This is a genomic window from Sporofaciens musculi, from assembly GCF_009830285.1.
In the GTDB taxonomy this organism is placed as follows: domain Bacteria; phylum Bacillota; class Clostridia; order Lachnospirales; family Lachnospiraceae; genus Sporofaciens; species Sporofaciens musculi.
In genome coordinates this window covers 3992318-4013113 of sequence record NZ_WUQX01000001.1, presented here as the reverse complement: position 1 = coordinate 4013113, position 20796 = coordinate 3992318, and the positions used below count along the sequence as shown (strand labels likewise).

The window sequence follows — 20796 nt, the reverse complement described above, 5'->3', positions numbered from 1 at the left end:
AGTTTCTTTTTGAATAAAATAACTATAAGCTGCAGAACATAGCGTTTGTGGAGGCTGTTGCATTTAGTGAGAAATGTACAGGATATAATATTTCGTGAGAAGCGAATTTTACTATATCTTGTAGATTTTTTTTCAAAGCAACAGCCCCTTTATTTACAAAAGGATACAGAAAAGATATATTTACATGATATTGTATCATCATACAGATAAAGTGTCCGGACATTTTCTGTAAGCGATACACAGATTGAATATGGAGAACGCATATGGAGCTTAGATTATTAATTGTGGAGGATGACCGCCTGATTGCGGAAGCTGCCGCGGATTATTTTACAGGCAAGGGATGGCTTGTGCAGACAACAGAGGATGGGTTACAGGTCTTAGAATTGCTTAAGGTGCGATGCTTCCATCTGGTTTTACTGGATGTGATGATATCGGGGCTGGATGGTTTTAACGTGTGCCGTCAGATTCGCAAAGACTGTGATGTGCCGATTATTTTTATTACTGCACGCGTGCTGGAGGAGGACAAGCTAAATGGCTATTCCCTGGGGGCGGACGACTATGTGACGAAGCCCTTTTCCCTGCCGGTATTATATGCCAAGGCGATGGCGCTGACGGGAAGGGTACAAGGACTCCATTCATTCGTGGAGCTGGGCGGACTTAAGGTGGATACCCGAAGCCGCAAGGTCTGGAGGTTTGGAGAAATCCTTGTGCTGCCGCCGAAAGAATATGAGATGCTGTTATTTCTTATACAGAATCCAGGGCGGGTCTACAGCCGTGAGCAGCTATTGATTCGATTCTGGGGATATGATTTTGACGGAAACGAGAGGGTGGTGGACAATCATATCAAAAAACTGCGCAAAGCGCTGGGCTCCTGCGGATGTACCATAGAAACTGTACGGAAATTCGGGTATCGTTTATCCGAAGCAAAGATGGAGGTGGTACGATGAAAGGCGCGTTAAGCAGGAAAAAGAAAGGCTTTTGGAAACCTATAGTGGCAGGATTTCTCATATTGTATTTGGTGACAATGGGATTGGCAACGCTGGTGGTGAAAGAGAAATTCGAGGATGATTACATTCGTATGTTCGAGCAGGTGGCAACATCTATCTACAGAAAAGCGGCAGAAATGGAGAGCGCCATGGGGGATACGCTGTCTGAGGATGGGGCAGAAAGGCAGGAATATTATAAGTGCTTAGTGAATGAGTATTTCTGGAGTGAGACGAATCCGCAGTTGAATCTTTCTGTTGCCGTTTATGACAAAGAAATGAAGTTGTTGGCGAAAAGCTATGATGCAGTCGGGGATACTATGTATTCAGAGGATACTTCCCAGGTAAGATATGGGCCTTATGTGCTGGATGATTATCTGACGTTTGAACAAAAGGAGGAGTTAGCAGAGTATTATTGGAAGGAGAAGGAGAGGCAGCTTGCCGCGGATTATACCTTGCCGCGGAAATATGGAATTTTAATACAAACGTCTCCTGACGGTAAGGAGTTGTACCATATCTATGTCCAGGAGATGACTTGGGAGGAAGGACAGGAGGGGAAGGAAAAGCAGTATAAGAATCCTCTGACGGGGGCAATTACCAGCAGCAGCCTTGGTATGAGGACAGATTATGCTACTGGAGAAGAACAGATTTTTTATATGACGGACAGTGAGGTAGTATGGGAGTGGACGAATTCAAAAATCAGCGAGGAAAAGCGGGAAAAAGGAGAGATTCGCGATCCTAATGTAGTATTTCCTTATATGACTTCCTATGAAAGATGGCACAGATGGACTAGCAGTAAATACCTCCATGATTTCCCGATGGAAGGCAGTTTTTCATGGGATAACCAAGCGGAACATCCGGGGATTTATGAAGGGGGTGTATGGGAGTTCAATGCCGGATATCAGCTAAAAATTGGGAATATAGAGGACCCGTCTGGTTATATATTATTCCGGATAGAGGAGAGGCCTTGGTTTGATGCGTTTGACTATATGAAGCATCTCTATATGGCGGGGCTGATACTGACGCTTGTTTGTATGTTTCTGGTTGTGGATCGGTTTAACCAGATTTACGCACGAGAGAAGGTGCTGGAGGAAACCCGGCGGGATTTCACCAATGCCATGGCCCATGAGCTAAAGACGCCTCTTGGCATTATCCGGAATTTTGCAGAGAATCTGATAGAGCACAATATGGAGGAGAAAAGGGAGTATTACCTTACCCAGATTATCGGGCAGACGGAGGAGATGGACCGTCTGGTGGCGGAAATGATTGAAATATCGAAGCTGGACTCTGAAGGACTGGCGCTTAAGAAGGAGACCATATCTTTCGGGGCGTTGGTCAGGGAGGAGATGGAGAGGTTTGCGCCGATGATTGATGAAAAGAATATCCAGGTTCAATACGAGGAGAAAGCTGATTTTCTGGTGGAAGGTGACAGGGAATATCTGGAGAAAGCGGTCTTTAATCTGATTTCTAACGCGGTGGATTATAATGTGTTGGATGGCAGGATACTGGTCAGGACAGAAGCGGGACAGTGTGTGATTGAGAATACTGGAAAGCAGATGGAGGAAGACGAGCTTCTTCATGCCTTCGACTTGTTCTTTACAGGAGATAAGAGCAGGGGGAAGAAGGGGAATCATATGGGGATTGGGCTATTTCTGGTAAAGAAGATTGCAGAACATCATGGAATGAGGGTTATTCTTGAAAATGGGGCTGACGGTATAAGGGTTGTTGTAAAAAAGTAAGGACGGTTAATAAAATGTTGCTGCAGTAATCAAAATACAGTTTGACTTCTTATATTATTGCGTTGTATACTAGGTTTACCAAGATGAGAGAAAGGAAAACAATGCAAGATGAAGTGCCCGTATTGCAGCCAATTAGATACAAGAGTGATAGATTCAAGACCTGCAGAGGATGGCAATTCCATCCGCCGCCGCCGTTCCTGTGACAGTTGCGGCAAGCGTTTTACGACTTACGAAAAGGTTGAGACGATTCCATTAATTATTATAAAGAAGGATAATAACCGTGAGCAGTATGACCGCGGCAAGATTGAGAACGGAATTCTGAGGGCATGCTATAAGCGTCCGGTATCTGCGGTGGACATTCAGCGCACGATAGACAGAATCGAGACTAAGGTATTCAGCTTAGAGGCCAAGGAGATTCCAAGCAGTCGGGTGGGAGAGATTGTCATGGAGGAATTGAAGGAGCTGGACGAGGTGGCATATGTAAGATTTGCGTCGGTTTATCGTGAATTTAAGGATGTAAATACGTTTATGGATGAGCTGAAAAAGATATTGAAATAGCCTTATAGAAAATTGGAAGATATTTGATGCAGAAGATATTTGCTAAGACGTGAATTAAGTGGTAGAATAGGGGAAGAAGCAAAGTAGGAACGTTTGCTTCTTCCTTTTTATAGAGCAGTATCCCAAAAGTTTGGCTTCGGGATGCATAAATGTCGGAATTGTTGAGTATCAGGAAGATATTTTTAGATTGGGTGAGATATATGAGAACATACAAATTAACCATCGCGTATGATGGCAGCAGATATCAGGGATGGCAGCGTCAGGTTACGACGGATAATACAATCCAGTTTGTGATGGAGTGGAGTATCGGCAAATTAGTTGGCTACCGCGTCCAGGTGGACGGCTCTGGAAGAACGGATGCGGGAGTTCATGCCCGCGGGCAGGTGGTGAGTGTAAAGTTATCGAAGCTATACGACACTAATGAATTTAAAGAGTCCTTGAACCGGTATCTTCCGGAGGATATCAGGGTCGTGAAGGTTGAGCTTGTAAGGAATAGTTTCCATGCCCGAAAGAGTGCGAAAGGGAAGAAGTACGAGTATTATATTGACTGTCGGGAGAAGCCGGATGTATTTTCTCGGAGATACTGTTATCATTATCCAGAGAAGCTTAACATTGAGGCAATGCGAGACGCTGTCAAATATCTGATTGGGCCGAAGAATTTTATCAGCTTTACCGACGACAAGGAATGTAAGGATTCGATCCGGCGCATTACGAATATCAAGATTGTAAGTAACGGAGAGAAGGTCAGAATTACCTATTATGGTACGGGATTTTTATATCATATGGTGCGGATTCTGACAGGTACTTTGTTAGAGATTGGTACGGGAAAGAGGGACGCGTCTAAGCTGCCGGTGGTCATTGCGGCGGAGGACAGAAGCCTTGCAGGATTTCTTGCACCGGCCAGAGGGCTGTTTCTTCGGAAAGTGTATTATTGATTGGAGGATTTTATAGATGAAATTTGTATCATGGAATGTAAATGGAATTCGGGCATGTGTGCAGAAAGGATTCCTGGATTTTTTTCAGGAGACAGATGCAGATATTTTCTGTATTCAGGAGACGAAGATGCAGGAGGGGCAGCTTGCCCTTGAGACGACAGGGTATCACCAATATTGGAATTACGCCCAGCGGAAAGGCTATTCAGGAACGGCAATCTTTACGAAGAAGGAGCCGTTGTCTGTTTCTTATGGAATCGGGATAGAAGAGCATGACAGAGAGGGGCGAGTGATTACGCTGGAATTTGAAGATTTTTATTTTATTACCGTGTATACACCCAATTCCCAGAATGAACTTGCAAGGCTTCCCTACCGGATGCAGTGGGAAACGGATTTCCTGGCATATCTAAAAGGACTGGAGGAGAAAAAGCCTGTGATTTTCTGCGGAGATTTGAATGTGGCGCATCAGGAGATTGACCTTAAGAATCCAAAGACAAACCGAAAGAATGCAGGATTTACAGATGAAGAACGTGGGAAGTTTACAGAGCTTCTTGAGGCTGGATTTGTGGATACGTTCCGGTATTTTTATCCGGATATGGAAGGAATCTATTCCTGGTGGTCTTACCGTTTCAGTGCAAGAGCCAAGAATGCAGGGTGGAGGATTGACTATTTCTGTGTGTCGGAGGGTCTGAAAGAGAGATTAAAGGATGCCAGGATTTTGACGGATGTGATGGGCTCAGATCATTGTCCGGTAGAGCTTGTGATGGAATAGATATAATATACTGTCTATAAGATACTCATAAGATATGTTAGAGTAAAAGGGTGGATGTCTACAGATACCCTCCATCCACCCCAATGATCTGTCCTGTCAGATACTCTGGCGCGTGTGCAACATCCCATACAATCTGTGCAATCTCACCGGTTGTACCGTATCTTCCCGCCGGAATCTCCTCCTCAAGCTTTAGGCGTTCATCTTTCGACAACTGGTTATTCATTTCTGTATCAATTACCCCGCAGGCAATAGCATTGACTGGGATCTTACTTGGTGCAAGCTCTTTTGCAAGGGCCTTCGTAAGTCCGTTCACCCCTGACTTGGAAGCCGAGTAGGCGGCCTCGCAGGAGGCACCAGAAGTTCCCCACATGGAAGAAATGTTAATAATCCTTCCGCATTTTCTTGAAATCATGGGAGGAATTGCTTTGCGGCAGCAGTAGAAGACCGAAGAAAGATTGGTGTTAAGTACACGCTGCCACTCATTATCTTCCATATCCATCAAAAGCCCTATATGTGAGATACCCGCATTATTGACCAGAACATCCAGACAGTCGCAGGAACGGTAGATTTGTTCAAACATAGATGCCACGTCCTCCGGATTGCCTACATCCCCCAGAAGCGTTTCGCTAGAAGCGTGGTATTCCTCATCAATAATACGCTGCACCTGCTCAAGCTCTGCGGCCGAAGTACGGCAGTTTAAAAATACGTGATACCCCTCTGATGCAAACTTAAGTGCAACGGCACGTCCGATTCCACGGGATGCCCCTGTAACCAGTATATTTTTTCTATTCATTGTAATTCCCCTAGTAAAAAGCTTTATAAAATGTTTATAAATTATCTATTAAATCAAAGGCCTACAGTATCATTATACTCCAGAATTCTTGTCAATTAAAGGCTCAAGTGCTATGATTTACATATTATTTAATAATATGTAAATCAATGAAACACAGAGAAAGAGGGCCCCATATGCTATCAAAATTCAGCGTAAAAAAACCGTACACAGTAGTAGTAGGCGTAGTGCTCATCATTATTCTGGGCGTGGTCTCTTTTAGCAGTATGACAGTAGACCTTTTACCCAGCATGAACCTCCCTTATGCGATTGTCATGACTACGTACATAGGCGCAAGCCCCGAAGAAGTAGAGCAGATTGTGACAAAACCTGTAGAACAGACTATGGCGACGGTCAGTAATATCAAGTCTGTCCAGTCTATTTCCAACGAAAATGCATCCACAGTGGTTCTGGAATTCGACCAGACCGCGAATATGGATTCTGTTACCATTGAGATGCGGGAGAGCCTGGATCAGATTCAAGGCTTTTGGCCGGATGAAGTGTCAAATCCTATTATTATGAAACTGAATCCGGACATGATGCCGGTACTGGTGGCTGCGGTCAGCGCAAAAGGCGAGGATGCGGCAAATACCAGCAGGATTATCAATGAACAGGTTATTCCCGAAGTGGAGAGCGTGGAAGGCGTGGCTTCTGTCACGGTAACGGGAAGCATTGAAGAAACGATTGAGATTACGGTGAATGAACAGAAGGTCACAGAATTAAATGATGAAATCAAGGCAGAAATGGAGCGGAAGGTGAACGACGCCAAAAGTGCGTTGGATGAGGCGAAAGCCCAGGTGGCAAGCGGAAAGGCTGCACTGGAATCAGGGAAAGCGCAAGCCTCCTTGGGGTTAGCAGAGGCTGAGTCACAGATTTCCATGAAAAGTGAGGAGATTAAGCAGGCGCAGTTAGAAATTACGGAGAAGATGGCGGAGTTAAATGTTGCCGAGACGCAGCTTCAGCAGAACCTTGCCATGCTTCAGGCCGGAAAAGCACAGGCACAGGCGCAGCTTACACAGCTTGATTCTGCGAAGGCTCAGTATGACGAAATCAAAGGAACATTGGAATTGCCTGATATCGGTCTTACGGAAGAACAGAAGGCGGAGCTAGAGGCGAAGCTGGCAGAGCTGGAGGCCACCGTAGGCGACGGTGCCTATGAGAAGGCGCGAGAGGCTCTTTTGGCAACCATCCAGCAGTTAGAACAGCAGGAAGCAGGGCTTATGGAGGGCAAGAACCAGTTAGCTGCCGGCAAGAGCCAGCTTGGGACTATGCAGCAGCAGATTAACGAGGGCGCTATGACTCTTGCCCAGGCCAGAGGCGAGCTTGCGTCCGCACAGCTTGAGGCAGCAGTGGGCATTGGAGAAGGAACGGCGCAGCTTGCGGCGGGAGAGTCTGCATTGCAGATGCAAGAGGCTCAGATGGAGTCTGCTATGGAGGAAGCGTCTGCCAAAGCCGATATGAGCAATCTGCTGACTGCGGACATGGTAAAGACCATTCTGACTGCGGAGAATTTTAGTATGCCGGCAGGCTACGTAAAAGAGGCAGGGATCGATTTTCTGATTCGTGTCGGTGAGAAGTTTAGGAACATTGGAGAACTGAAAGATCTGGTTCTGGTAGATATGGAGGGAATCGACCCTGTAAAGCTCGCGGATGTGGCGAGTGTTGAGATGGTCACTAATGCAGACGAAACGTATGCGAAGATTAACGGCGATGCCGGAGTCATGCTGATGATTCAGAAGCAGACAGGGTACTCTACAGGTGATGTGAGCGATCGGGTATTGGAACGTTTGGAGCAGGTGAAGAAGGATAATGCAGACATTGATACAGTTGTTCTGATGGATCAGGGAGTCTATATTGATTTAATCGTGAATTCCGTATTGGATAACCTGGTCTATGGTGCAGTCTTGGCGATTTTTATTCTTCTGGTATTTTTAAAGAGTATTCGTCCCACCTTTGTAATTGCATGCTCTATCCCCATTAGTATTATGACGGCGCTGGTTGCCATGTATTTTTCAGGAGTAACACTGAATATTATCTCTCTGTCAGGACTTGCGCTGGGTGTAGGTATGCTAGTGGATAACTCCATCGTCGTGATAGAAAATATTTACCGGATGAGAAACGAAGAAGGCGCATCTGCAAAACAGGCGGCAATCGAAGGGGCGAGACAGGTTGGCGGAGCAATCGCGGCGTCAACGCTGACGACGGTATGCGTGTTCCTTCCGATTGTATTTACATCAGGAGTCACAAGGCAGCTCTTTGTAGATATGGGATTGACCATTGCATATTCTCTGCTTGCCAGCCTTCTCATTGCCCTGACCCTGGTTCCGATGATGTCCGCAGGATTGCTAAAGAAAACGAAAAGCAAGGAGTCAAGATTCTTTATTAAGGTGTGTTCTAGTTATGGAAATATGCTCAGAGGCGCATTGAAGCATAAAATTTTGGTTATTCTTGGCGCATTGCTGTTGTTCGTGGGAAGTATTGCCCTGGAATTGACAAGAGGAACCCAGTTCATGCCGGATATGGAGAGCACACAGATTAGTATGGATTTGGAAACGGAGGAAGGAACCAGCCTTGAAGATACGGCAAAGATTGCAGATGAAGTGATGGAACGTGTAGGGGGAATCAAGGATATCGAGGACGTGGGCGGTCTGGTGGCCTCCGCTTCCATGATGGGAGGCGGCCAGTCGGAGAGCAACAGCATTTCCTTCTATGCCACGACTAAGGAAAAACCATCCTTGTCCAATGAGCAGCTTAAGAAGGAAATCGAGAAGGTAACAAAGGACCTTGACGGTGAGCTGACGATCAATATGTCCAATATGGATATGAGCGCCCTTGGCAGCGCGGGGATTAATATTCAGATTAAAGGAAAGGATTTGGATCGTCTGCAGAAGGTTGCAAAGGATGTTAAGAAAATCGTGGAGGATATCAAGGGGACGCAGAACGTATCAGACGGAACCGAGGATAACAAGGAGGAGCTTCGGGTCATTGTGGATAAGGCGAAGGCCACGCAGCACAGCCTGACGGTGGCACAGGTGTATCAGGAGATTTCCGGAAAGCTTTCCCAGGCAAAGACGGCGACGACCCTGTCAACGGACACGGACGAGTATGATGTTTATGTGCTGGACGATGCAAATGAAAGCATGACCCGTGAGGATGTGAGGAACCTTACGATTACGGCGCAGAAGCAGGACGGGACGAAGGAGGAAGTTAAGCTTGCGGATATCGCCACGTTTGAGGATGCATCCGGCTTGCAGGCCATCAGCCGTATGGACCAGAGCCGCTATATGTCCGTGACGGCGGAGATTAAAGACGGGGATAATATCGGCCTGGTGAGCAGCAGGGTGAAGAAAGCCCTGGGCGGTTACAGTGCACCAGAGGGATATGAGATTAAGATGACCGGTGAGGATGAGACGATTATGGAGGCAATGGTTGAACTGTTCAAGATGCTTGCTTTGGCGTTAGTGTTCATGTACCTTATCATGGTGGCACAGTTCCAGTCCATGCGTTCACCTTTTATTGTTATGTTTACCGTACCTCTTGCGTTTACCGGAGGACTTTTGGCGCTTTATATCGCTCAGATGCCGGTCAGTGTGATTGCTATGATTGGCTTCGTGATGCTGTCAGGTATTATTGTAAATAACGGAATTGTCTTTATTGACTATGCGAATCAGCTAATAGAAAATGGAATGGAGCAGAGGGAAGCTCTGGTTGAGGCAGGAATGACCAGACTTCGGCCAATTATTATGACAGCGCTTACTACAATCCTTGGCTTATCGACCCTTGCAGTCGGTGTGGGCATGGGGGCGGACATGGTTCAGCCTATGGCAGTTGTAACAATCGGCGGATTGATATACGGAACTGTATTGACTTTGTTCGTCGTTCCCTGTATATTTAACTTATTCCATAAAAAAGAAAAAGCGAGGCTTCGTGAAGGAATTGAGGAGGAAGAGTATCTGTTAGATGAATAGCGGCATTAAGAGAGGTAAGAGTATGATTGACAGAGCAGTCGAATTCGCATTTAAGGCACACGAAGGGCAATTCAGGAAGGGTACAAAGCGTCCTTATATCGTTCATCCGGTAGAAGTGAAGGACATTGTATCAACGATGACGGGAGATGAGGAGGTGATCAGTGCAGCGGTGCTGCACGACACGATTGAAGACTGTGAAGGGGTAACACAGAGAATACTTGCCCAGGAGTTCTCAGAGAGGGTGGCCAGAATGGTTGCCCAGGAGAGTGAGGATAAGTCTAAGTCCTGGATGGACAGGAAGCTCAGTACGATTGAGCATCTTCGCAATGCACCAAGGGATGTACAGATGATCGGGCTTGCAGATAAGCTGTCGAATATGCGGGATATAGACAGGGATTATCCTGTTTTGGGGGAGGAACTGTGGAAGCGGTTCCGTATGAAGGACAAGTATATTATTGGCTGGTATTACAAGGGTGTTCGGGATGTGCTTAGAATACCCTTTGAGGGGGCCGAGCCCTTTGAAGAATATTGCAGGCTGATTGAGAAGAATTTTGACAGCGGTTCATCCATATAGGGCAGAAGTGGGGCAAAGAGAGGGATTTTGGAATACAGTGAGAAGGACGGATGTGAGATGATAATCAGTGCAAGCAGAAGAACGGATATTCCGGCGTTGTATCCGGAGTGGTTTGTGAACCGTCTGAAAGCTGGGGAAGTACTGGTTCCGAATCCGTATAACCGTAAGAAGATTAAACGAGTTTTTCTGTCTCCTGAGACAGTGGACTGTATTGTGTTCTGGACGAAGAACCCAACGCCTATGCTGCCGTATCTTCGGGAGATTGAAGATATGGGATATGAGTATTATTTCCAGGTAACGATTACGGACTATGAGGAGGATATGGAGGTGAATCTGGCGGACACGTCGGATGTTATGGCATCATTTCTGCTGATGAGCGAGCGCCTTGGCAAAGAGCGTATGGACTGGCGTTTTGACCCGCTGCTTCTTTCGGAGAAATATACCATAGCCTACCATCTTGAGCAGTTTGAGCTGATGTGCAGATGGCTTGCAAAGGCGACTACCAGGTGTATTATCAGTTTTGTGGATGCTTATAAGGACAGCCCGTTTCGGGAGCTTACAGAGGATGAGATCTTGAAGCTGGCCTGCGGCTTAAGTAAGATTGCCAGAAGCTATAATCTTCCCCTGTATACCTGTGCGGAGAAGATAAATCTTGAACGGTTCGGCATCGGGCATAGTGCGTGTATCGATAAGGCGAAGATAAGGAGTTTGACTGGTTACCGTCTGGATCTTAAAAAGGATGGCGTACAGCGTAAGGAGTGTCGGTGTGTGGAGAGTGTGGATATTGGGATGTACCATACCTGTATTCACGGGTGCAGGTATTGTTATGCCACAGGAAGTCAGGAGAACGCCCGCAATAAGTATGAGCAGCACGATCCGGATTCTCCGCTTTTGGTGGGGCATGTGCGTGGGGATGAAGTGATTACCGAACGGGCGGCTGTGTCGGGCAGGGATATTCAGATATCTCTGTTTGATTTGCCGGAGATGTATACTGGGTTTTAAGTTAAAATAGTTTAGATAGGGCTTTTCTAAATAATATTTTTAGGAAAGCCCTATTCGATTTATCTGTACATAGCGTTGTAAGCTATGTAAGAAAACACACCATTGTCAACTTCAATCATATGTGCTTTACGAAGTTGCCTTTTGGGGAAAAATGGGATATATTATAGTAAAGCAAAGCTGGAGGTTGACATGAAGTACAATGAAAAACAAATTTTTCGGAAATCAAGTATTGACCGTGTTTCTTCTCCTGAACAGCTAAATGATTATATCCGCGTATCCAATCCGAGTGTCTGGATGATACTGGCGGCGGTGATTGTTTTGTTGGCGGGGGTATGTGTCTGGGGGATTTTTGGGCGTCTTGAAAGCAAGATCCTTTCTGCGGGGACGAGCGAAAACGGCATTTTTATCTGTTATGTTACAGAGGAAGACGCAGATAAGGTTAAAACGGGAATGCTGGTAAAGGTAAACGGCAATGATTTCGCTGTTTCTGAAATTGCCGAAAGGCCGATCGCCGTAAACGCGGATATGGATCCCTATTTGATACATCTCGGAGGTTTTTCCGAGGGTGAGTGGATGTATGAGGTAATTGCAGATGTGGATATTCCAGACGGTACATACAAGACTGAAATCGTGACAGAAAGCGTATCGCCGATGTCGTTTATATTGAATTGAGAGGAGAGTCTGAAGATGGGTACGAAAAAGATAAAGCAGCCTGTCAGAAACGGTAAGGTGAAAGTTCCTGTGGTAATGCAGATGGAAGCGCTGGAGTGCGGCGCGGCTTCTCTTACGATGATCCTTGCATATTACGGGAAATGGATACCCCTTGAGCAGGTACGCGCTGACTGCGGCGTATCGCGTGACGGTTCCAACGCGAAAAACATCCTAAAAGCAGCACGCAGCTATGGGCTGGCAGCAAAGGGATATCGCTATGAGCCGGAGGGCTTAAAAGAGAATGGAAAATTTCCCTGTATCATTCATTGGAATTTCAATCATTTTGTAGTGTTGGATGGCTTCAAGGGCAGCAAGGCGTACCTGAACGACCCTGCAAAAGGGAGTTATTCCGTGCCGATGGAAATATTTGACAAGTCCTTTACGGGGATTTGCCTGATGTTCGAGCCTTCAGAGAACTTTGAGCCGGGCGGAGCCCCCAAGAGCATACTGAAGTTTGCGAAAAAACGGCTGAAAGAGGCCAAAACAGCAATGGTGTTTGTGGCGCTGACAACGCTGATAACTGCTCTGTTGGGGATTATCACCCCGGCATTCTCACGGATTTTCATGGATAGGCTGCTTACCGGTGAAAACCCAGAATGGTTTTTGCCGTTTATTTTCGCGCTTGGAGGAATAAGCGTGATACAGCTCATTGTGGAATGGATTAAGGCTGTTTATTCGCTGAAAATAAACGGTCAGCTTTCGGCAGTCGGAAGTACCGCTTATATGTGGAAGGTTCTTCATATGCCGATGGAATTTTTCTCCCAGCGCATGGCGGGGGATATTCAGCAGAGGCAGAGAATGAACGCTTCGGTTGCACAGTCATTGGTAGAGATTTTCGCGCCGTTGGCGTTAAACACGGTTATGCTGGTGTTTTATCTTGTTGTGATGCTTCGCTACAGCCTGATTCTCACGTTGGTGGGGGTGGCTTCCATCGTAATCAATCTTGTGGTCTCAAGGATTATATCCAATAAGCGCATGAACATTACCCGGATACAGCTGCGCGACGCGGGAAAACTCGCCGGAGCTACTGTGGCGGGGATTGAAATGATCGAAACAATCAAGGCAAGCGGCGCAGAGAATGGATTTTTTGAGAAATGGGCGGGCTATCAGGCGAGCGTAAATACCCAGCAGGTGCGTTTTGAACGCCTAAATCAGTATCTTGGCATGATTCCTGAGCTTGTGTCGTCACTGGCAAATATCGCCGTGCTGATACTCGGAGTTTATTTTACAATAAATGGAAAGTTTACAGTAGGTATGATCATGGCGTTTCAGGGCTTTTTAGGTTCTTTTACCGCGCCCGCGCAGACGTTGATTTCGGCGGGACAGACGCTCCAGGAAATGCGCGCGCAGATGGAGCGCGTTGAGGATGTGATGGAATACCCAACGGATGTGAATTGTGACAGAGATGAGCTTTCAGAGGATGCGGAGTACAGCAAATTATCGGGCAGCGTGGAACTTAAAAACGTCACGTTCGGCTATTCGCGCCTTGCAGAGCCTTTAATCAGGGACTTTAATTTAACGCTTAAAACCGGCAGCCGCGTGGCGTTTGTCGGCACGTCAGGCTGTGGAAAATCCACGCTGTCAAAGCTGATTTCGGGACTTTACAAGCCCTGGGAAGGCGAAATCTTATTTGACGGAAAACCCATAGAAAAAATTGACAGAAGTGTTTTTACCGGATCGTTGGCGGTAGTCGATCAGGATATTTTTTTGTTTGAGGATACAATTGCAAACAATATCAAAATGTGGGATGGTTCGATAGAGGATTTTGAGATCATCATGGCTGCGCGGGATGCGCAGCTCCATGAGGATATTATGCAGCGTGACGGGGGCTACAGTTACAAAATCACCGAGGGAGGCAAGGACTTTTCGGGCGGCCAGCGGCAGAGAATGGAGATTGCCCGTGTTTTAGCCCAAGATCCGACCATCATCATTCTTGACGAGGCCACTTCTGCGCTGGATGCAAAAACGGAATTTGAGGTTGTAAGATCCATAAAAGACCGCGGGATTACCTGTATTGTTGTGGCGCATAGGTTATCGACCATACGCGACTGCGATGAAATCATCGTGCTTGATAACGGGGAAGTTGCAGAGCGCGGAACACATGATGAGCTGTACGCAAGAGGCGGCATCTACGCACAGCTTGTAACAAACGAATAAAGGTGGTGAAAATTGGATAATGGGATGGTTTGACGAACAAATAAAACAGCGTAAACAAAACGATCAGGATGTTTTTACAGATGCCTTTATCAACATTGCCGGCGCAGTGATGGGCAGCCGTGTTTCAACCGCGCTCAATGATGAACGGCAGCAGATGAAAAACGCCTTTGACGAGATATTAAGATTTTATCATATAAATACCAAAGAAATTCCCGACAATATCACGGACAGAAATGAACAGCTTGAATACTTGCTTCGCCCTCATGGAATCATGCGCCGCACGGTAACGCTCTCAAAAGGCTGGTACAAAGATGCAATCGGAGCAATGCTGGGAATCCGTAAAAGCGATGGGATGGTTGTTGCGCTTATCCCCACGGGATTTTCAGGTTATCGTTATAGGGATATGGAAACAGGAAAACATGTGAAAATAAACGGCAAAAACCAGGAGCTTTTCGAGGAAGAAGCGATAGCTTTTTACAAGCCGCTGCCGCTGAAAACACTTGGAATTTCGGATTTGATGCGGTATATTCTGGGAACGCTGTCCCCCGCTGATTTTGTGATGACAGGCGCGTCAGCGCTGGCGGTGACGTTGATCGGAATGTTATCGCCGAAGCTTAATAACCTGCTGTTTTCACGTGTTATCGAGGACGGCAGCACACAGATTTTGCTTGCGATTACGGTGTTTATGATTTGCGTGACACTCAGTTCCCTGCTGATAAACGGCGTAAAGTCGTTGATTATAGCGCGGATAAACACCAAAATGAGTATTTCGGTTCAGGCTGCAGTCATGTCCCGCTTAATGTCGCTGCCTGCAGGTTTTTTCAAGAATTATAGTTCAGGAGAATTATCTGCGCGGGCGGCGTGCAGCAATTCGCTGTGCGAGATGCTGGTGTCTGTAGCGCTGACGACAGGGCTTACGTCTGTATTTTCACTTGTATACATATCGCAGATTTTTGTGTACGCGCCCGCGCTGGTGATACCGTCGCTTTTCATTATGCTTGCTACAGTGGCGTTTACAGTGATATCGGCATTGGTACAGATGAAGGTCAGCAAAAAAAAGATGGAGCTGTCTTCAAAAGAGAGTGGAATGTCCTATGCACTGATATCGGGTGTGCAGAAGATTAAGCTTTCGGGAGCGGAAATGCGTGCGTTCGCACGGTGGGGAAATCTTTATGCCGAAGAAGCGCGGCTTGCCTACAACCCTCCGATGTTCCTGAAAATAAACAGCGTTATTTCAAGCGGAATCTCGCTTGCAGGAACGCTTATGATGTATTGGTTTGCAGTATCGTCAGGCGTGTCCGTAGCGGACTACTATGCATTCAATACCGCTTACGGAATGGTTTCCGGGGCATTTATCTCGCTTGCGGGAATCGCGTTGACTGTGGCGCAGATTAAGCCGGTTATGGATATGATAGAGCCGATTTTGAAGGAAGTTCCTGAGATTTCCGAGGGAAAGCAGATGATTACGCGGCTTTCGGGCAGCATCGAGCTGAATAACGTTTCCTTCCGTTACAACGAAAATATGCCCCTTGTGATTGACGATCTGTCGCTGAAAATCCGTCCGGGTCAGTATGTGGCAATCGTGGGCGCAACCGGGTGCGGGAAGTCCACGCTTTTGCGGCTTATGCTGGGCTTTGAGTCGCCGCAGAAGGGCGCCGTTTACGTTGATGGCAAGGATATTGCGGCGGTGGACTTAAAGTCTTTAAGGCGCAATATCGGCGTGGTAATGCAAAATGGCAAGCTGTTTACGGGAGATATTTTCTCGAATATTATCATATCTGCACCGTGGCTTACTATGGATGAGGCTTGGCATGCCGCTGAATTGTCAGGCATTGCAGAGGATATTCGCCGTATGCCGATGGGGATGCACACAATGATTTCCGAGGGCAGCGGCGGAATTTCGGGCGGGCAGCGGCAGCGGCTGATGATTGCCCGTGCTATCGCACCGAAACCGAAAGTACTGATGTTTGACGAGGCGACTTCAGCCCTTGATAATCTCACGCAGAAAACGGTCTCGGAATCGCTGGACAGTCTGAAATGCACGAGGATTGTTATCGCGCACAGGCTATCTACCATCAAACAGTGCGACAGGATCCTGGTGCTTGATAAGGGAAAGATTATCGAAGACGGGACATATGAAAAGTTGATACAAAGGGGAGGTTTTTTCGCAGAACTAGTGGCCAGACAAAGGGTTGACGATACCGCAGAATTGAGGGCATGAAAATTTTTTGGAAATTTATTGGCTCTCGGCGGTTTTGATTCGTATAAAAGAATAAGGGCGTAAATCACGTCTATGATTATCAGTTTTTATATTGTAATCTGTAACAAAATGTAAAGGTAACTTAATATTAGGAGGAAAGCGCTATGGAAAAAAAAGACCTTACTGCAAAGACAACACAGACAAAAATTGACGAAGAAGTTATTGCAAAGGCAAAACAGGTAAACTCTGTCGAAGAGCTTATGGCTCTCGGAAGGGAAAATGGTTATCCGGTGGACGAGAAGGAGGCAGAGTTTTATTTTAAAAAGCTTCACAAGACGGGCGAGTTATCGGATGATGAGCTTGACAATGTAGCAGGAGGCGGATGCGGTCCCAATCGTTGTAAATTCTGCGGAGGTGACCTTAACGCCGTCGAAAACCACACGTATCCTCCAAATTTGATTTGCCCATACTGCGGTCAGTGGGGGGATCTCTAGGTAATATCCGTATTTTGCGGCAGTTTCCGCAAATAATGATAAGGAGTGAATTGAGATGAGCCGGTACATATTAAATCCAGACATCGCCCTGCGCTCATGGCGGCTGGTGCCGTACGCGTATTACAGAAAGGGCGTCCGTTACGCGAAAGGATTGAAAAAGGAAGAGTTTGAATTTCTTTTGAAGTGCGATGGTAAAACGGAGTTTGAGGGAGAACTGCCGCTTGCGGAAAAATTTTTGGATATGGGATTTATTGCTCCTGCAAAGGATGAGAGTAACCTGTCTGAATGGCAAAAATACCTCGGCTGTGACAACCGCTATTTTCCTGCAATGAGTTGGATGATAACAGGGAAATGCAATTATAACTGCCTGCACTGCTTCAACGCTGCCGATAACGCTCCCATAATGAGTGAGTGGACGCTTGAGGAAGCAAATAGACTGATTGAGCAGGCGCAAAAGTGTGGAATCAATGCTTTTACGATTACAGGCGGCGAGCCTATGCTCCATAAGAATTTTTTTGAGATTGTGGAGAGTATTTACGCACACGGAATGCACCTTGGGGATCTGAACACGAATGGTTCTTTCCTTGACGAGACAGCATTGGAGCAATTTAGGAAAATCGGCTGTAATCCGCTGATTAAAATATCCTTTGATGGAATCGGGCATCACGACTGGCTCAGAAACCGCAAGGGGGCGGAGACGGACGCGCTTCGGGCAATTCGCCTGTGCGTGGAGAAGGGGTTTCGTGTAAAAGTGCAGACGAACGTTCATCGGCTCAATATCGAATCCATGTTGCCTACAGCGGAAATGTTAGATGAAATGGGCGTGGACGAAATGCGGGTAATCCGCACTTCAGAATCGCCGCGTTGGAAGGAAAATGCAGATGGTTCCTGCTTAGAGGTTGAGGAATATTACGAAAGTATGTTGGAATTTGCCGACAGATATGTTAAAAAGAAACACAATATGAGCATAGATATCTGGCAGTTTCTTGCGGTGTTTCCACGAACAGAATCTTACCGTCTGCGCCCCGTTGAATACATTGCAGGAGAGTACCGGGACAGTATGCCCGTATGCCGTGGGAACCGGGGGATGGTTGCGGTTGCAGCAGACGGAAATGTCTACCCTTGTATGCAGATGTCAGGGTATTATAGCGCGAAGAATAATTTCCTGGGCAACGTTAAAAAAGAGGGGTTGCAGCCAATTCTGCAAGAAGGGAGATATCTGAGCGAGGTCTGCACTACACTGGGGCAGTTGTCGGAGAACAATGAAACCTGCGCAGTGTGTCCTTATTTTAAACACTGCGGGGGTGGCTGCCGCGCGCTGGCACTGGCGATTACGGGTGATAAATTTGGCATTGATCCTGCAAAATGTCTATTTTTCCAAAAAGGTTGGCACAGGAAAATCAAGGAAACGCTCCGGGGGTGGAAAAATATAGCGCCTATGGAGGGCGAATGATGGAGGAGAAATTACGGCGGCTGTTTGACTTCCAGAAATTTTCGGAAAATCTGCGTCTTGCCGAAATGATGGATGAAACTGAGAAACGTTACGGCGAGACGCTTTCAGATGAAGAACTGGAACAGGTGAATGCTGCGGGCGAATTTGTTCCGTTTGAAAGCCGGGAGGATAATTCCGATGATTGAACTGAACAAAAACACCGAATTTGAGCAGATTTATGCCAAGTTTAAGGATAAGGTGGCGCAATATATATATGGGAAAATACCGAACGAACACGACGCGGAGGATTTGATCTCGGACGTGTTCGTCAAAGTATTTAAGGGATTTTCGGGATTTGATGAGACAAAGGCTTCCCTGTCAACATGGATATATAGGATAACGCAGAATACCGTTATCGACTATTATCGGACGACGAAGTCTGTTTACGGGCTTCCGGAGGAACTTTGCTTTGAAGGAAACATTGATGAGGAAATGCTTAACGAGGAAACACTCAAAAGTCTTGCGGACGCTCTCGAACAACTCTCCCAGCGGGAGCGCGATATCATTATCCTGCACTATTATAGCGGGAAAACATTGAAAAGTATCGCAGAAATAATGGATATTTCATACAGCTATGTAAAGCTGCTTCATACAAAGGCTTTGAAAGTTCTGCGCGAAATGATATATGATCAAACATCTTGACAAACATACTAGGAGGAGCTCAAACATAGCAAGGAATAAGCATCTGGAAGATGCCGGTGAGTTCGCAAACAGTCATGCCTTGCGTCAGTTTTTTTCAATCTGGAACAGGTACCCATGGAATCCCCTGTAGAGCTTCTCCGCCTCTTTTCTTGCCCGGCTCCTTGCATAATGGAAGATCACTGGCTGTACTGCATCTTCCCGCCAGTTGCGTATCACCCAGTTTGCCATTGTGGAGCGGGAAAGGCACAGTCCCAGACGGTACCAGTCCCGCTCCTGCCTTGCCAAAGGAATTCCCATATCGTATTTTTTATACAGGATCCCTGCCTGTGGGAATTCCACAAAATTTTATCTGCGCTGCCCTGTCTTCAATCTCTTTTACAAACGCACTATCACTCTTTTCACCGTTTACATACTTAAGAAATTCTCTTATTACCTCTGTATTCAAGTCTATCATCCCTTGATAGTAACGGTTTCGCTTCGGCAAATTCCTCTTATCTGTCGTCTGCATCTCCAAATCAAAGACCCTGTTTGACGGTAAAGCAAAGGGGTAGTATTATGTCCAGGAGAGGAATTGGGCAAAAACTTTACGTATGTAGCAGATAAAAGTTTTAAGTGTCAAAGGAGTATACCTATGAGCTTTTTTGAAGAATTTAAGGGAAATGTTGTTTTTAATCCGTAGATAAGAGGGAAGTTCATTGACAAAATAGTAACAGAGTGATATATTTAAACCATAGTCTAAACTGTAGTTTAAATATTAAATGTTGTTATGGGGACGACGGGCAGACAATAGATTTCCCACTTGAAGCTGTTGTAATAATGAGAGGAATATAAGATGAAGAATATTACGAATATACAGAAGTTTTCGGTTCATGATGGAGACGGAATCCGGACGTCTGTGTTTTTCAAGGGATGCCCTTTGAAATGTGCGTGGTGCCACAATCCGGAGACTCAGCGTTATGGCAGGGAGATGCAGTACGATTCAGAGAAATGTACGGGCTGCGGGGCATGTGTGAAGGTTTGCCCAAGCCAGGCTCTTGTTATGAAGGATGGGAAGCCTGTTTTGAATCGGGAAGTCTGTACTCTGTGCGGCAGATGTGAGAATTACTGTCCAGCAGGAATCCGTGAGGTGGTGGGACGTGAGTATACGGTGAAGGAGTTAGTAAAAGAGCTGATGAAGGATCAGATTTTTTACGAGGATTCCGGCGGCGGCGTAACATTTTCCGGCGGCGAGGTCATGACCATGGATTTGGAGTATCTTCTGGCAGTTGCTAAAGAGCTTAGACGTCAGGATGTGACCCTTACCATCGACACCTGTGGATACGTTCCATATGAGAGGTTTAAGGCGATACTCCCCTATGTGGACACATTTCTCTACGACGTGAAGGTGATGGATTCTAAGCTTCATAACCAATATATGGGTGTGGACAATAAACTGATTCTTGAAAACCTCATTCGTCTTGCAGGAGACGGAGCAAGGATTTACATACGGATTCCGGTAATCAAAGAAGTAAACGGCAATGAGAAGAATATGAAGGAAACCATAGCGTTTCTGAAGGAACATGATATTCATCCGCCTCAGATTAACCTGCTGCCCTACCATGATACGGGAAGCGGCAAGTATCCGAAGCTGGATATGGAATATAAGGGAACAGATTTACATGCACCGGAACGGGCGGAAATGGAAGAGTTTGTCCGGCTCTTTCAGGAAGCCGGATTCCAGAACACAAAAATAGGAGGGTAAAT

The 20796-nt window shown here is 46.3% G+C and carries 19 protein-coding genes; 16 read left to right on the top strand and 3 right to left on the bottom strand.

The window, feature by feature from the left end; genetic code table 11:
• Window positions 1–263 precede the first annotated feature (263 nt).
• The 5 genes from GN277_RS20475 to xth all read left to right on the top strand — a co-directional run bounded on the left by GN277_RS20475 (window position 264) and on the right by xth (window position 4984).
• Complete coding sequence (locus tag GN277_RS20475; RefSeq protein WP_159753108.1) at window positions 264–947, top strand: response regulator transcription factor; 684 nt, start codon at window positions 264–266, stop codon at window positions 945–947.
• On the top strand, window positions 944–2722 hold the full coding sequence (locus tag GN277_RS20470) for a sensor histidine kinase (RefSeq protein ID WP_159753106.1): 1779 nt from the start codon (window positions 944–946) through the stop codon (window positions 2720–2722). Before GN277_RS20475 ends, GN277_RS20470 begins: the two co-directional genes overlap by 4 nt.
• A 108-nt stretch (window positions 2723–2830) precedes the next feature.
• A complete protein-coding gene (gene nrdR, locus GN277_RS20465; protein WP_159753104.1) occupies window positions 2831–3280 on the top strand; it encodes a transcriptional regulator NrdR in 450 nt (149 codons plus the stop codon).
• A gap of 200 nt (window positions 3281–3480) precedes the next feature.
• Window positions 3481–4215, top strand: a complete 735-nt coding sequence (gene truA / locus GN277_RS20460) for a tRNA pseudouridine(38-40) synthase TruA (protein WP_159753102.1) — start codon at window positions 3481–3483, stop codon at window positions 4213–4215.
• Between the two features lie 16 nt (window positions 4216–4231).
• Window positions 4232–4984: an exodeoxyribonuclease III gene (gene xth / locus GN277_RS20455; RefSeq protein ID WP_159753100.1), complete on the top strand. Its 753-nt coding sequence runs from the start codon at window positions 4232–4234 to the stop codon at window positions 4982–4984.
• A 58-nt stretch (window positions 4985–5042) separates the two neighbouring features.
• On the opposite strand, the gene ymfI is transcribed toward xth, so the two are convergent.
• Window positions 5043–5777, bottom strand: coding sequence for an elongation factor P 5-aminopentanone reductase (ymfI, locus tag GN277_RS20450; protein WP_159753098.1), 735 nt, complete (start codon window positions 5775–5777; stop codon window positions 5043–5045).
• Window positions 5778–5950: 173 nt separating this feature from the next.
• Between ymfI and GN277_RS20445 the strand changes: the two genes are divergently transcribed.
• From GN277_RS20445 to GN277_RS20400, 10 genes are all read left to right on the top strand, one after another.
• A complete protein-coding gene (locus tag GN277_RS20445) occupies window positions 5951–9781 on the top strand; it encodes an efflux RND transporter permease subunit (protein WP_159753096.1) in 3831 nt (1276 codons plus the stop codon).
• 22 nt (window positions 9782–9803) lie between these two features.
• Window positions 9804–10355, top strand: coding sequence for an HD domain-containing protein (locus GN277_RS20440; protein ID WP_159756992.1), 552 nt, complete (start codon window positions 9804–9806; stop codon window positions 10353–10355).
• Window positions 10356–10382: 27 nt separating this feature from the next.
• Entirely contained in the window at window positions 10383–11357 is a 975-nt protein-coding gene (locus GN277_RS20435; protein WP_244324809.1) for a DUF1848 domain-containing protein, read from the top strand.
• A 189-nt stretch (window positions 11358–11546) separates the two neighbouring features.
• Window positions 11547–12029, top strand: coding sequence for a hypothetical protein (locus tag GN277_RS20430; RefSeq protein WP_159753094.1), 483 nt, complete (start codon window positions 11547–11549; stop codon window positions 12027–12029).
• A 15-nt stretch (window positions 12030–12044) separates the two neighbouring features.
• A complete protein-coding gene (locus GN277_RS20425) occupies window positions 12045–14225 on the top strand; it encodes an NHLP family bacteriocin export ABC transporter peptidase/permease/ATPase subunit (RefSeq protein ID WP_159753092.1) in 2181 nt (726 codons plus the stop codon).
• 19 nt (window positions 14226–14244) lie between these two features.
• Window positions 14245–16446, top strand: a complete 2202-nt coding sequence (locus GN277_RS20420) for an NHLP bacteriocin export ABC transporter permease/ATPase subunit (RefSeq protein WP_159753090.1) — start codon at window positions 14245–14247, stop codon at window positions 16444–16446.
• A 143-nt stretch (window positions 16447–16589) separates the two neighbouring features.
• Window positions 16590–16919 (top strand): hypothetical protein, encoded by a 330-nt coding sequence (locus GN277_RS20415; protein ID WP_159753088.1) that lies wholly within the window; start codon window positions 16590–16592, stop codon window positions 16917–16919.
• A gap of 55 nt (window positions 16920–16974) precedes the next feature.
• Window positions 16975–18372 (top strand): radical SAM/SPASM domain-containing protein, encoded by a 1398-nt coding sequence (locus GN277_RS20410; protein WP_159753086.1) that lies wholly within the window; start codon window positions 16975–16977, stop codon window positions 18370–18372.
• The gene (locus tag GN277_RS20405) at window positions 18369–18557 is read left to right on the top strand and encodes a hypothetical protein (protein WP_159753084.1); all 189 of its coding nucleotides are present in this window, start codon (window positions 18369–18371) and stop codon (window positions 18555–18557) included. The genes GN277_RS20410 and GN277_RS20405 overlap by 4 nt, the downstream gene beginning before the upstream one ends.
• Window positions 18550–19053, top strand: coding sequence for an RNA polymerase sigma factor (locus GN277_RS20400; protein ID WP_159753082.1), 504 nt, complete (start codon window positions 18550–18552; stop codon window positions 19051–19053). Before GN277_RS20405 ends, GN277_RS20400 begins: the two co-directional genes overlap by 8 nt.
• Window positions 19054–19137: 84 nt before the next feature.
• Here GN277_RS20400 and GN277_RS20395 read toward each other — a convergent pair whose 3' ends face one another.
• Window positions 19138–19392, bottom strand: a complete 255-nt coding sequence (locus GN277_RS20395) for an IS66 family transposase (protein ID WP_159753080.1) — start codon at window positions 19390–19392, stop codon at window positions 19138–19140.
• Window positions 19361–19567 carry a transposase gene (locus tag GN277_RS20390; protein ID WP_244324808.1) on the bottom strand — a complete coding sequence of 69 codons (207 nt, stop codon included), beginning with the start codon at window positions 19565–19567 and terminating at the stop codon, window positions 19361–19363. The genes GN277_RS20395 and GN277_RS20390 overlap by 32 nt, the downstream gene beginning before the upstream one ends.
• A 318-nt stretch (window positions 19568–19885) precedes the next feature.
• Between GN277_RS20390 and GN277_RS20385 the strand changes: the two genes are divergently transcribed.
• Window positions 19886–20794 carry a trans-4-hydroxy-L-proline dehydratase activase gene (locus GN277_RS20385; RefSeq protein WP_159753078.1) on the top strand — a complete coding sequence of 303 codons (909 nt, stop codon included), beginning with the start codon at window positions 19886–19888 and terminating at the stop codon, window positions 20792–20794.
• Window positions 20795–20796 lie beyond the last annotated feature (2 nt).